Below are 12,675 nucleotides of genomic sequence, written 5' to 3' on the forward strand. Positions count from 1 at the left end.
CCCTACGCTAAAGAAAATTTTCGAACGTCTAATTACTGACCGGTAAGTAGGTCGCCCGGACCGGCCGGGGCCGGTTGTGTTCGCAGCGTGACCACCGGGACAATGGAGGCGATGAACGACGACCTGGCGGCCCTGGGCGCCCGCATCGACCGCACGAACGAGCTGCTGGAACGCATGCTCGCCGAGGTGGCGAAGACGCCCTCCACCCACGCGATCTTCGTCGACGCGGGCTATCTGTACGCGGCCGCGGGCCGGCTGGTCGCCGGGACCGAGGACCGCCGGGCCTTCGACCTCGACGCCGAGGGCCTGATCGACGCCCTCATCGACCGGGCCCGCCAGGTCTTCGCGGACAGCCGACTGCTGCGCGTGTACTGGTACGACGGCGCCCGCCGCCGCATCCACACCGCCGAGCAGCAGTCCATCGCCGAACTCCCCGACGTCAAGGTCCGCCTGGGCAACCTCAACGCCAACAACCAGCAGAAGGGCGTCGATTCCCTGATCCGCAGCGACCTCGAGTCACTGGCGAGGCACCGCGCGATCAGCGACGCGGCCCTGCTCGGCGGCGACGAGGACCTGGTCTCGGCGGTCGAGGCGGCGCAGGGCTACGGCGCCCGCGTCCACCTCTGGGGCATCGAGGCACCCGAGGGCCGCAACCAGGCCGAGCCGCTGCTGTGGGAGGTCGACAGCCAGCGCACCCTCGACCTCGAGTTCTTCAAGCCGTACGTCTCCCGCCGCACGGCCGCCGCCTACGACGCCACCGCCGGCACCCGCCCCACCCGTGAGAACGTCCGCTTCGTCGGCGCCCGGATCGCCGCGAAGTGGCTGGCCGAGCGGGGCCGTGAGTCCCTGGTCGAACTGCTCCCCGGCCATCCCTACCTCCCCGGCTCCGTCGACCAGGACCTGCTGGTCGAGGCCGAGGGCCTGCTCCAGTACTCCCTGCGCGGCCAGGCCGACCTGCGCCGCGCCCTGAGGGACGGCTTCTGGGAGCATCTGCAGACGCAGTACTAACCCTGCCGGACCGCGGTGTCCCAGAAGCCGGCGATCGCGCGGGCCGTGGCGAGGGGCTGGTCGGTGTTGGGGGAGTGCTCGGCGTTCTCGATCACCGTCCGCCGTGCGCCGAGCCGTACCGCCATGTCGTCGAGCAGGGGCAGCGGCCAGGTGTCGTCCTGTGCGCCGGACAGGACGTGGAACGGCAGCGGCAGCGCCGCCAGTTCCCCGACCCGGTCCGGCTCCGTGCACAACTGACGTCCGGCGGCGACGAGTTGGGCGGGCTTGGTGCCCAGCCAGCGGCGCTGCAGGTCGTCGCGGTCGTCGAGGCCGCCGTCGAGTACCGCCGTCTCGGTCTCCTCGGGCGTCTCCATCGCCCGCATCGCGTCCCACACCTGGGCCATGGTCATCACCGCGAGCGCGTCCCGCAGCAGCTTCACGCGCTGCTGCTGGGATTCCGAGATCTGCGCCGGGCCGGAGGCCATGAGGGTGAGCGACCGGAAGGGCGCGTGGTCGAGCAGCACGGCCGCGCGTGCGACCTGCCCGCCGAAGGAGTGTCCCAGCAGATGCACCGGCTCCCCGAGCGCCTCGGCCTGTGCCAGCACGTCCAGCGCCAACTCCTGCTGTGCATAAGGGGATTCGTCGGTCTCGGGCCCGTCCGACTCGTACTGCCCGCGCCCGTCCACGGCCACGGTCCGGTAACCGCGCTGCGCGAGCGGCACGTGCAGCGGATTGAAGTCCTCCTTGCTCCCGGTGAACCCCGGCAGCAACAGCGCCACCCCTCGGGGCTCGGCCTCGTCGGCCACGGGAGCGTCGACAACGGCGAATTGCCCGCGCGCGGTCCGCAGCGCGTACGCACGGGCACCGGGAGGCGGGACGAAGGTGGCGGGCCTGCTCATGGGGAGAGGTTATCGGAGTGCCCCGAAGGGGCGCGGGGCTGCGTCCCGCCTGCGCCTGCGCCGCGAGGGCGCGACCGGCACATACGACGGCCCGGTCCACATCGGTGGACCGGGCCGTCGGTGGTCGGTGCCGGATCAGCCCTCGACGGCCGCCGTGGCCTTACGGGTACGGCGACGCGGCTTGGCCTCCGGCTCCTCGGTGGCCTGCGCCGGAATCTCGGCGGCGACCGCCTTGGCGACGGCCTTGCGGGTCCGCCGGACCTTGGGCGCGGCCACCTCGGCGTCCCCGTCCGCCTCCACGACGGCAGCGGCCGTCTTGCGGGTCCGGCGGGGCTTGGCCTCGGCTTCGGGGGCCTCGGTCGTCTCCGGTGCGGCGGCGGCCGTCTTCCGGGTGCGGCGCGGCTTGGGCTCCGCCTCCGCGTCCGCCGGTGCTGCCTCGGTGACGGCGGCGGCCGTCTTGCGGGTCCGGCGGGGCTTGGCCTCGGCTTCGGGGGCCTCGGTCGTCTCCGGTGCGGCGACGGCCTTCTTGCGGGTGCGGCGGGGCTTGGCTTCCGTGCCCTCGGCCGTGTCGACCGCGGCCTCGGCCTGCGGTGCGGCGGCGGCCGTCTTGCGGGTGCGGCGCGGCTTGGCCTCGGCCTCGGCGGTCTCGGTCGTCTCCGGTGCGGCGACGGCCTTCTTGCGGGTGCGACGCGGCTTGGCTTCCGCCTCCGCGTCCGCCGGTGCAGCCTCGGTGACGGCGGCGGCCGTCTTCCGCGTGCGGCGCGGCTTGGCTTCCGTGCCCTCGGCCGTGTCCACGGCCGTCTCGGCGGCGGACTCGGCCGTCTTGCGCGTACGGCGGCGCGGCTTCGCCTCCGGGGCCTCCACGGGCGCGGCTTCGGTCTGCGGCTCGGCGGCGACAGGCGCCGGCTCCGCCTCCGATGCGGTGGCCTCGGGCGTCGTCCCCGTCGCAGCCGGCTCCGCCGGCTTGCGGGTGCGGCGGCGGCGCGGCTTCTCAACCGCCTCCGGAGCCTGCGGGGTCTCCAGCCGGCCTGGGCCCTCCGCCGTGTCCACCGACTCGACGGCGGCCTCGGTGGCCGTCACCGGCTGTGCCGACGCCCCACCGCGCGTACGGCGACGGCGGCGCAGGGTGCGGGGCGCGCCGGACTCCTCCACGCCGGCTGCCTCCAGGGCGCCCGGCTCGGCGGCCGCCACCGCGGCGGCCCCGGTGTCCGTGGCGCCGTCGACCAGTGCTCCGCCACGGGTGCGGCGGCGACGGCGCGCCGTACGGTCCGTACGCTCGCGCTCGGCGGTGCCGGACCCGGGACGGCCGTCGCGCTCGCCCCGGCCACCACGGCCACGGCCGCGCGCGCCACGCCCGCCGGTCTCACCGAGGTCCTCCAGCTCCTCCGCGTCCAGACCGGCACGGGTCCGCTCCGAGCGCGGCAGGGTGCCCCTGGTGCCCTCGGGGATGCCGAGGTCGGAGAACAGGTGCGGGGAGGACGAGTACGTCTCCACCGGGTCGTTGAAGTCCAGCTCCAGCGCCTTGTTGATCAGCTGCCAGCGCGGGATGTCGTCCCAGTCGACGAACGTGATCGCCGTACCCTTGGCGCCCGCGCGGCCCGTACGGCCGACCCGGTGCAGATACGTCTTCTCGTCCTCGGGGGACTGGTAGTTGATGACGTGGGTCACGCCCTCGACGTCGATGCCGCGCGCGGCGACGTCGGTGCAGACCAGGACGTCGACCTTGCCGTTGCGGAAGGCGCGCAGCGCCTGCTCGCGGGCGCCCTGCCCGAGGTCGCCGTGGACCGCGCCGGAGGCGAACCCGCGACGCTGCAGTTGCTCGGCGATGTCGGCGGCCGTGCGCTTGGTGCGGCAGAAGATCATCGCCAGTCCGCGGCCCTCGGCCTGCAGGATGCGGGCGACCATCTCCGGCTTGTCCATGTTGTGCGCGCGGTAGACGAACTGCTTGATGTTCGCGACCGTCGCGCCCTCGTCGTCCGGCGCGGTGGCGCGGATGTGCGTGGGCCGGGACATGTAGCGGCGCGCGAGACCGATGACCGCGCCCGGCATGGTCGCCGAGAACAGCATGGTCTGGCGCTTGACCGGCAGCATGTCGATGATCTTCTCGACGTCGGGCAGGAAGCCCAGGTCGAGCATCTCGTCGGCCTCGTCGAGGACCAGGCACTTGACGTGCTTCAGGTCGAGCTTCTTCTGGCCCGCGAGGTCGAGCAGCCGGCCCGGGGTGCCGACGACCACGTCGACGCCCTTCTTCAGGGCCTCCACCTGGGGCTCGTAGGCCCGGCCGCCGTAGATCGCGACCACGCGCACGTTACGGACCTTGCCCGCGGTCAGCAGGTCGTTGGTGACCTGGGTGCACAGCTCGCGCGTGGGTACGACGACGAGCGCCTGCGGGGCGTCGGTGAGGGCCTCGGGGGCGGCGCGTCCGGCCTCGACGTCGGCGGGGACGGTGACGCGCTCGAGGAGCGGAAGACCGAAGCCCAGCGTCTTGCCGGTGCCGGTCTTGGCCTGGCCGATGACGTCCGTGCCGGAAAGGGCGACGGGGAGCGTCATCTCCTGGATGGGGAAGGGAGTGATGATGCCGACGGCCTCCAGGGCCTCGGCGGTCTCGGGAAGAATTCCGAGTTCTCGAAACGTCGTAGTCAGGATCATGCCTCTTCTGTGTGCGCGGCGCGAGGCGAGCGCGGGGGGTCATGTGCGACCGTGCCGGGGACGTCGGCTGCCGTACGGGCGAACCACTAAGGCAAGCCGTAAGACACGGGACCTCTGCCGACGCTCTAGCGCTCGTACCGCTGAGGGTGTCCCTCCGGTCGTCGTACGTACTGAGCCGTACGGCCGGGGAGGGCTGTCGGGTCGGAGCCGATCGGGCCACCGACCGGGCATCCTCATGCGTGCGGCCTGTAGGGAGGCGTCGAACACCGTCGACGCACTCTTGCAGGCGCATTACCACCATACCCCGGATTCGCGCACATGCGATGGCCGATTTGGTCACGTCATGGTCGTCACACTGATCGGCGAGGACCTTCCGACACCACGCAAGCGGGCTATTGTGCGCCTCATGACTAGCTCTGACAAGCCTGAGAACGCGTCCGCCGCCTCCGCCGAGCCCACCGGTGTCGCCGCCCAGGACTGGGCGCAGGCCGCCGTCGACCCGCAGTACCGCGCCGCCGTCGTGGACCTGCTCGGCGCGCTCGCGTACGGGGAGCTTGCGGCGTTCGAGCGGCTCGCCGAGGACGCGAAGCTCGCGCCGACCCTCGCGGACAAGGCGGAGCTGGCGAAGATGGCCTCGGCCGAGTTCCACCACTTCGAGCGGCTGCGGGATCGGCTGACCGAGATCGGCGAGGAGCCGACGGCCGCCATGGACCCGTTCGTCGCCGCGCTCGACGGCTTCCACAAGCAGACCGCTCCCTCGGACTGGCTGGAGGGTCTGGTCAAGGCGTACGTCGGCGACTCGATCGCGAGCGACTTCTACCGGGAGGTCGCCGCCCGTCTGGATTCGGACACGCGTGAGCTCGTCCTCGCCGTCCTCGACGACACCGGGCACGCCGGGTTCGCGGTGGAGAAGGTGCGGGCCGCCATCGACGCCGACCCGCGCGTGGGCGGCCGGCTCGCGCTGTGGGCGCGGCGGCTGATGGGCGAGGCGCTGTCGCAGTCCCAGCGGGTGGTCGCCGACCGGGACGCGCTGTCCACGATGCTCGTGGGCGGGGTTGCCGACGGGTTCGACCTCGCGGAGGTCGGGAGGATGTTCTCGCGGATCACCGAGGCGCACACCAAGCGGATGGCTGCGCTGGGCCTCGCGGCCTGAGAGCCGGTGCGCTCCGTGGGGGCGGGTGCCGTTGTTTCGCGGCTGCCGGGGTGCGTGGGGGCTGGTCGCGCAGTTCCCCGCGCCCCCAGGGTGTTGCTGCTCGCCCCGTCCGTGAAGGCGCCGTTGCTACGCCGTCGCTGATCGGCGCAACCTGCCTGCCGGGCGGATGAGCAGGGACAGGGACGCCGCCGAGATGATCGCGGCGCCCAGGAGGCTCAGCCAGGCCCCGCCGGGGCCGAGGGCGGTGTGGGTGACGAAGTCGCCGAAGAGGGCCCCGGCGATGCCTGTCGAGAGGACCAGCGGGCGGGCCGGCAGGCGGTGGGGCAGGCGGTACGCCGCGATCAGGGCGAGGGCCAGACCGAGCACTGCGGATGCGAGTGCTTCCAGGATCATGTCGGGGTCCCTCCCATGGCCGGTCCGCCTTGAACGGTCGTAGCCCGTCATACCCGTGACCTGCGGAGTGCAATCCTCCGCTGTGGAGGAGTTGTGCTCCAACTGTGTGCCCGGACCATGCGGAAGGCCGCGGGCGCGGCACCAGCGGAAGGCCGCGGGTGCCGCACCATGCGAAAGGGCCCGGCGGCACACGGCCGCCGGGCCCTTCTCACGACGTCGGCCTACAGCGCGCCGAACCCCACCTTGCGCACGGTCGGCTCGCCGATCTCCACGTACGCCAGGCGGTCCGTCGGCACCAGGACCTTGCGGCCCTTCTCGTCCTCAAGGGTCAGCAGCTGCGTCTTGCCGGACAGCGCCTCGGACACCAGGCGCTCGACCTCCTCGACGCTCTGGCCGCTCTCCAGAACGATCTCGCGAGGCGCGTACTGCACGCCGATCTTGACCTCCACGGCTATGTCCCTCCGACGGTCAGTGATGTGCGCGATCTTCCGCGCCGTACCCAGCACACATTAGTCCGGTGAGGGGACCCGCACGCTGCGGGACGGAACGCCGTCAGCGAACAGCGTGCGGGAACAAACGGCCGTCAGTGGTGTTCGGTGCCGTGCAGCGGGAAGCCGGCGATGCCCCGCCAGGCCAGTGAGGTCAGCAGCTGCACCGCCTGGTCGCGCGGCACGCTGCGGTCGCTGTGCAGCCAGGAGCGGGCCACCACCTGGGCGAGACCGCCGAGTCCGGAGGCGAGCAGCATCGACTCCGCGCGCGACAGGCCCGTGTCCTCGGCGATGACGTCGCAGATCGCCTCGGCGCAGTCGTTGGTGACCTTGTCGACGCGCTCGCGGACCGCGGGCTCGTTCGTCAGGTCCGACTCGAAGACCAGCCGGAAGGCGCCACCGTCGTCCTCGACGTAGGCGAAATAGGCGTCCATGGTCGCCCGGACGCGCTGCTTGTTGTCGGTCGTCGACGCCAGCGCGTTGCGCACGGACTGGATCAACGACTCGCAGTGCTGGTCCAGCAGCGCGAGGTAGAGGTCGAGCTTGCCGGGAAAGTGCTGGTAGAGCACCGGCTTGCTCACGCCGGCCCGCTCGGCGATGTCGTCCATCGCCGCCGCGTGGTACCCCTGCGCGACGAAAACCTCCTGGGCAGCGCCCAGCAGCTGGTTCCGTCGGGCTCGGCGTGGCAGGCGAGTGCCACGCGGGCGTGCTGCCTCAGTTTGCTCGATGGCTGTCACGCCGCCTCCCAAAGTCGTCCAAATCGCGGTGTCGGCCGCGCGGCCATCGTACTTTTCGGTAACCGTGGTGTGCGCGGTGCGAGCGCAGAATTTCACGTACCGGACGGCGACGAAAGCCGCAGCCGGCTCCGCGCACGGCCGCGGGAGTCCGGCGAGGTCAGCGGTAGTCGTCCTCGTCGAGCGAAACCACACGCGCCTGTTCGATCAGATCGGCCTCGTTCGCACGGTCCGCATGGACGCCCGTCAGGGGGTCGTCACGGTCGGGCCTGACATCGGTGTGCTGCTCGGCGGCGTCCACCTCGGGGGCTTCGACGTCGATCTCCGGGGCCGTCTCGGCCTCCAGATCCTCGATCGTGTCGGGCTCGGTGGGGTCATGGGCCATGGTGGGCTCCCTTCCTACGAACGTCCCTGGTGAGCAGCAGGGGCAACATACGGGTGCCCTGTGTACGAGCCTAGGAGACGGCAGAACCGGACGCCATGCCGTCGCGCCTGTTCGTAGCGGGCCGGTACGCTCCGGGTTCACCCGCCGGTTCCGGTGCAAACGTCTCTGTGACGGATGCGCTGGTTGTGACGGCGAACACATGAACCACGACGTGATCACCTCGTAACATTGCCGCATGTCTTCGACCGAGTCGCCGTCCGTGCCGGCCGCCAGTGTGCTTCCGCGGGTGGCGCCCGTCCGGGTCGGTGAGGGCGAGCGGCTGCGGTCCGTGGGGCTGCCCGGGGTCACCCTGTCGATCCGTTCCCGCCCTCCCGCGCGCGAGGGCCTGCCGCCCGCGCTGTACGTCCACGGGCTCGGCGGATCCTCGCAGAACTGGTCGGCGCTGATGGCCGAGCTGGACGGCGTGGTCGACGGCGAGGCGGTCGACCTTCCGGGCTTCGGCGACTCCCCGCCCCCGGACGACGGGAACTACTCCGTCACCGGGCACGCGCGTGCGGTGATCCGCTATCTCGACGCGGCCGGGCGCGGCCCGGTCCACCTGTTCGGCAACTCCCTCGGCGGCGCGGTCGCCACGCGCGTGGCGGCCGTACGCCCCGACCTCGTCCGCACGCTCACACTCGTGTCGCCGGCCCTGCCGGAGCTGCGCATCCAGCGCACCGCGGCGCCGACCGCGCTGCTCGGCGTGCCCGGCGTCGCCGCCCTGTTCACCCGGTTCACCAGGGGGTGGACGGCCGAGCAGCGGGTGCGCGGTGTCCTGGCGCTCTGCTACGGCGACCCCGGGCGGGTGTCGCCCGAGGCGTTCCAGCACGCCGTGGAGGAACTGGAGCGGCGGCTGCAGCTGCCGTACTTCTGGGACGCGATGGCCCGCTCCGCGCGCGGGATCGTCAACGCCTACACGCTCGGCGGACAGCACGGGCTGTGGCGCCAGGCCGAGCGTGTGCTCGCGCCGACCCTGCTGATCTACGGCGGCCGCGACCAGCTGGTCGGCTTCCGCATGGCCGGCCGGGCCGCCCGCGCCTTCCGCGACTCGCGCCTGCTGTCCCTGCCGGACGCGGGGCACGTGGCGATGATGGAGTACCCGGGCGTGGTGGCCACGGCCTTCCGGGAACTCCTCGCGGAGACCGGGGACGCCGGCACCGACTCGGGCACGGGGAGCTGAGGCCGGCGTGGGACGTCACAGCCGCCGCGGCCCGTCTCCGAAGGGCGACTCCGCGGACATACCCGCCGCCAGGCGGAAGGGCGGCGCCCGGGACGGGCAGCCGCTCCTGCCCGGCCGGCGACAGGCACCGACGGACGGGGCCGGCACCAGTGCCGATGCCGCAACCGCAACCGGATACCCGCCGCGCGGCCCGCAAGAACCACCGACGTTCCCGCAGGACCACGCGCCACGTTTCGGGGAGGGGACTCCGGCCCAGGGTGTGCCGCGTTTCGGGGAGGGGGCTCCGGTGCGGGGTGTGCCTCGTCCGCCTGACGGCACGCCCGCGCAGGGTGTTCCGAGGTTCGCGGACGGCACGCCGGGCCGGGGTGTGCCGCGTTTCGGGGAGGGGACTCCGGCGCGCGGCGTCCCCCGCCTCCCTCATGGCGCTCCCGCGCGCGGTGTCCCGGGCTTTCCGGAGGGCACTCCCGCGCACGGCGTCCCGAGGGTTCCGGGTGGCACGCCCGCGCACGGCGTCCCGAGGCTTCCCGACGGCACCCCGGCACACGGCGTCCCCCGTCTCCCCGACGGCACGCCCGCGCACGGCGTCCCCCGTCTTCGTGAGGGCGCTCCCACGCGTGGTGGGCATCCCGAGCAGCGGGAAACCGGCGGGGGCTGGGGCCGGTTCGCGGGGGCGGCCGGTCCCGGTGTGGTGCTTCCGCGGCAGCGGTCGGCCGGGCCGGGGCCCGGCTCCGGGCCCCGGCAGGAGTACCTCGACGCCTTCGCCGACGGGCGCGTCCGCGGCGTCGGCCTCGACGACGACGTCGACGTCGACGTCTTCACGCCCCGCACGGGGACGCCTCGCCCCGCCGTGGAACACCCGGCCGACGCGCCGGAGGCGGACGCCGATGACGCAACCCCGGCCGGCCCGCCCGCCGAGCGCCCCGCCGGCCTGCCCGCGCAGCGCACCGGCGGCAAGGGACGGGCCTTCACCGGAATCGCGGCGGCCGCCGTCACCACCGTGCTCGCGGTGGTCGTCGCCGGCCAGGTGACCGGGTCGCACCACGACGGCGGCGCAGAGTCGAACTCCGCCACCGACCAGGCCCGGGACGCACGCACCCCCGGCGGTGCGACCCCGTCCGCCTCGCCCGGCACGGCCACGCTGTCGTACGAGCAGAAGATGGACCGGAAGTACCCGCTCAGCTCCACGCTGAAGGGCTCGGGGAAGTTCGACTCCGTGCCCGGTTTCGCCAAGGCGCCCGGCACCGGGCAGAAGTACACCTACCGCGTGGACGTCGAGCAGGGACTCGGCCTGGACGGCGAGCTGTTCGCCGAGGCCGTGCAGAAGACCCTGAACGACGACCGCAGTTGGGCCCACGCCGGCGCCCGCACCTTCGAGCGGATCTCCTCCGGCAAGCCCGACTTCGTGATCACGCTGGCGAGCCCCGGTACGACCGCCGAGTGGTGCGCCAAGTCCGGGCTCGACACCACCGAGGACAACGTCTCCTGTGACTCGGCTGCCACCGAACGAGTGATGATCAATGCATACAGGTGGGCCCAGGGCAGCACGACATATGGCGACAAGATGTACGCCTACCGGCAGATGTTGATCAATCATGAGGTCGGTCACCGGCTCGGCCACGGCCATGTGACGTGTCAGAAGGACGGCGAACTCGCCCCCGTCATGCAGCAGCAGACCAAGTTCCTCGACCATGACGGAATCCACTGTCTGCCCAACCCCTGGCCTTATCCCAGGAGTTGACGGATACCACTTATGTCACATTGACATGCGGCGCGAGTTCGTTCATATTCCTGTGCATGTGGTCTAGTCATGCCGCCTCCGACAGCGCAGCCATCGAGCTGGCGCTCATCGGCGTGACCGCACTCTGCGTGGCCGACGTCCACTGTCGCTGACGCCGCCTCCCTGGCGTTCGCGTCGCGACCCTTTTCTCCCTTTTGTGTCCGTGAGTGAGTCACGGATTTTCGACGACCGACGCCGGGGCTGACGTCTGCCCGCAATCGTCTCACCCCTTGTCTGTAAGTCTCAGTATTCGAGAGGTCGTCATTCCGATGCGTCAACCGTCCGTCATAGCGCGCCGCGTGGCAGCGGCATCCGTCAGCCTGGTCGTGGCAGCGGGCGCCGCCGCCTGCGGCCCGAAGGACAACGGTGCCAAGGGCTCCGGTGGCGACTCCACGCCCCACAGGGGCGGCACCCTCACGGTGCTGAACTCCCAGCCGCAGACCGACTTCGACCCGGCCCGCCTCTACACCTCCGGCGGCGGAAACGTCCCTTCGCTGGTCTTCCGCACCCTCACCACGCGCAACCGCGCGAACGGCGCGGCCGGCGCCAAGGTCGTCCCCGACCTCGCCACCGACACCGGGCGCCCCAGCAAGAACGCGACCGTGTGGACGTACACCCTGAAGGCGGGACTCAAGTACGAGGACGGCACCCCGATCACCGCGGCCGACATCAAGTACGGCATCGAGCGCTCCTTCGCCCCCGAACTCTCCGGCGGCGCACCCTACTTGCGGGACTGGCTGGTCGGTGCGGCCGACTACCAGGGGCCCTACAAGGACAAGAAGGGGCTCTCGGCGATCGAGACGCCGGACGCGCGGACCATCGTCTTCCATCTGAACAAGCCCGAGGGCGAGTTCCCGTTCCTCGCCACGCAGACGCAGTTCACCCCGGTGCCCAGGAGCAAGGACAACGGCACCAAGTACGAGGAGCACCCGATCTCGTCCGGCCCCTACAAGGTCGTCAGGAACGAGAACGACGGTGAGCACCTGGTCCTGGAGCGCAACACGTACTGGTCGGCGGCCGTCGACGACCAGCGCAAGGCCTACCCGGACACCATCGACGTCCGCTCCGGCCTCGACTCCCCGGTGATCAACCAGCGGCTGTCCGCGTCCCAGGGTGTGGACGCCGCCGCGGTCACCACGGACACCAACCTCGGCCCGGCCGAGCTCGCCAAGGTCAGCGGCGACAGGGAACTGGCCGCGCGCGTGGGCACCGGCCACTTCGGCTACACGAACTACATCGCGTTCAACCCGACCGTGAAGCCGTTCGACAACCCGAAGGTGCGGCAGGCGATCGCCTACGCCGTCGACCGCTCCTCGGTGGTCAACGCGGCCGGCGGCAGCGCGCTGGCCGAGTCCGCCACCACCTTCCTGCCCGACCAGAAGTCCTTCGGCCACACGCCGTACGACCCGTTCCCGGCCGGTGCGTCCGGCAATCCGGCCAAGGCCAGGGACCTGCTCGCCCAGGCCGGTTACAAGAGCGGTCTCACGGTGACGCTGACCCATTCCAACGCCAAGGATTTCGAGACCAGCCCCGAGATCGCGACCGCCGTCCAGGACGCGCTCAAGAAGGCCGGCATCACGGTCAGGCTGCAGGGCCTGGAGGACAACGACTACCGGGACAAGATCCACAGCGTGAAGACCGAGCCCGGTTTCTTCCTCGCGCACTGGGGTGCCGACTGGCCCTCCGGCGGTCCGTTCCTCGCGCCGATCTTCGACGGCCGGCAGATCGTCAAGGACGGCGCGAACTTCAACACGGGCCTGCTCAATGACAAGTCGGTCAATGACGAGATTGACGCGATCAACAAGTTGACCGACCTTGACGCGGCCGCCGAGCGGTGGGGCGCACTGGACAAGAAGATCGGCGAGAAGGCCCTCGTCGTGCCGCTGTTCCACCCGGTCTACAAGCGTCTGTACGGCAAGGACGTCAAGAACATCGTCATCAGCGACTGGACCGGCGTGCTGGACATCTCCCAGGTCGCGGTGAAGTAGCGC

At 71.6% G+C, this 12,675-nt stretch carries 12 protein-coding genes and 1 pseudogene; 7 read left to right on the forward strand and 6 right to left on the reverse strand.

What is annotated here, in order from left to right:
* Positions 1-111: 111 nt before the first annotated feature.
* The gene (locus tag ACWDEN_RS09220; protein WP_351608357.1) at positions 112-1,008 is read left to right on the forward strand and encodes an NYN domain-containing protein; all 897 of its coding nucleotides are present in this window, start codon (positions 112-114) and stop codon (positions 1,006-1,008) included.
* Here ACWDEN_RS09220 and ACWDEN_RS09225 read toward each other — a convergent pair.
* Positions 1,005-1,886 (reverse strand): alpha/beta fold hydrolase, encoded by an 882-nt coding sequence (locus ACWDEN_RS09225; RefSeq protein WP_450858185.1) that lies wholly within the window; start codon positions 1,884-1,886, stop codon positions 1,005-1,007. The genes ACWDEN_RS09220 and ACWDEN_RS09225 overlap by 4 nt on opposite strands.
* On the opposite strand from ACWDEN_RS09225, the gene ACWDEN_RS09230 reads away from it, so the two are divergent.
* Complete coding sequence (locus ACWDEN_RS09230) at positions 1,885-3,537, forward strand: AbfB domain-containing protein (RefSeq protein ID WP_450858262.1); 1,653 nt, start codon at positions 1,885-1,887, stop codon at positions 3,535-3,537. The two genes, ACWDEN_RS09225 and ACWDEN_RS09230, sit on opposite strands and share 2 nt — an antisense overlap.
* Here ACWDEN_RS09230 and ACWDEN_RS09235 read toward each other — a convergent pair.
* Positions 3,534-4,535, reverse strand: a pseudogene (locus ACWDEN_RS09235) (DEAD/DEAH box helicase); the annotation flags it as partial. The gene ACWDEN_RS09230 and the pseudogene ACWDEN_RS09235 overlap by 4 nt on opposite strands.
* A 406-nt stretch (positions 4,536-4,941) precedes the next feature.
* Here ACWDEN_RS09235 and ACWDEN_RS09240 point away from each other — a divergent pair.
* Positions 4,942-5,688 carry a ferritin-like fold-containing protein gene (locus ACWDEN_RS09240; RefSeq protein ID WP_450858187.1) on the forward strand — a complete coding sequence of 249 codons (747 nt, stop codon included), beginning with the start codon at positions 4,942-4,944 and terminating at the stop codon, positions 5,686-5,688.
* Positions 5,689-5,814: 126 nt separating this feature from the next.
* Here the strand turns inward: ACWDEN_RS09240 and ACWDEN_RS09245 are convergent, their stop codons facing one another.
* The 4 genes from ACWDEN_RS09245 to ACWDEN_RS09260 form a co-directional block, all read right to left on the reverse strand.
* Entirely contained in the window at positions 5,815-6,081 is a 267-nt protein-coding gene (locus ACWDEN_RS09245; protein ID WP_450858189.1) for a hypothetical protein, read from the reverse strand.
* Positions 6,082-6,302: 221 nt separating this feature from the next.
* Positions 6,303-6,530 carry a DUF3107 domain-containing protein gene (locus ACWDEN_RS09250; RefSeq protein WP_351608368.1) on the reverse strand — a complete coding sequence of 76 codons (228 nt, stop codon included), beginning with the start codon at positions 6,528-6,530 and terminating at the stop codon, positions 6,303-6,305.
* Between the two features lie 134 nt (positions 6,531-6,664).
* Positions 6,665-7,306, reverse strand: coding sequence for a TetR/AcrR family transcriptional regulator (locus ACWDEN_RS09255; RefSeq protein ID WP_132853227.1), 642 nt, complete (start codon positions 7,304-7,306; stop codon positions 6,665-6,667).
* A gap of 157 nt (positions 7,307-7,463) precedes the next feature.
* The gene (locus ACWDEN_RS09260; protein WP_351608370.1) at positions 7,464-7,688 is read right to left on the reverse strand and encodes a hypothetical protein; all 225 of its coding nucleotides are present in this window, start codon (positions 7,686-7,688) and stop codon (positions 7,464-7,466) included.
* A 235-nt stretch (positions 7,689-7,923) separates the two neighbouring features.
* Between ACWDEN_RS09260 and ACWDEN_RS09265 the strand changes: the two genes are divergently transcribed.
* The 4 genes from ACWDEN_RS09265 (at position 7,924) to ACWDEN_RS09280 (ending at position 12,672) form a co-directional block, all read left to right on the forward strand.
* Positions 7,924-8,907, forward strand: a complete 984-nt coding sequence (locus tag ACWDEN_RS09265) for an alpha/beta fold hydrolase (protein WP_351608372.1) — start codon at positions 7,924-7,926, stop codon at positions 8,905-8,907.
* 7 nt (positions 8,908-8,914) lie between these two features.
* Entirely contained in the window at positions 8,915-10,645 is a 1,731-nt protein-coding gene (locus ACWDEN_RS09270) for a DUF3152 domain-containing protein (protein WP_450858192.1), read from the forward strand.
* A gap of 56 nt (positions 10,646-10,701) precedes the next feature.
* Positions 10,702-10,797 (forward strand): Ms4533A family Cys-rich leader peptide, encoded by a 96-nt coding sequence (locus ACWDEN_RS09275; RefSeq protein ID WP_351608378.1) that lies wholly within the window; start codon positions 10,702-10,704, stop codon positions 10,795-10,797.
* A gap of 156 nt (positions 10,798-10,953) precedes the next feature.
* Positions 10,954-12,672, forward strand: coding sequence for an ABC transporter substrate-binding protein (locus ACWDEN_RS09280; RefSeq protein ID WP_450858195.1), 1,719 nt, complete (start codon positions 10,954-10,956; stop codon positions 12,670-12,672).
* Positions 12,673-12,675 lie beyond the last annotated feature (3 nt).

The sequence above is a fragment of the Streptomyces sp. NPDC001153 genome, from assembly GCF_053598315.1.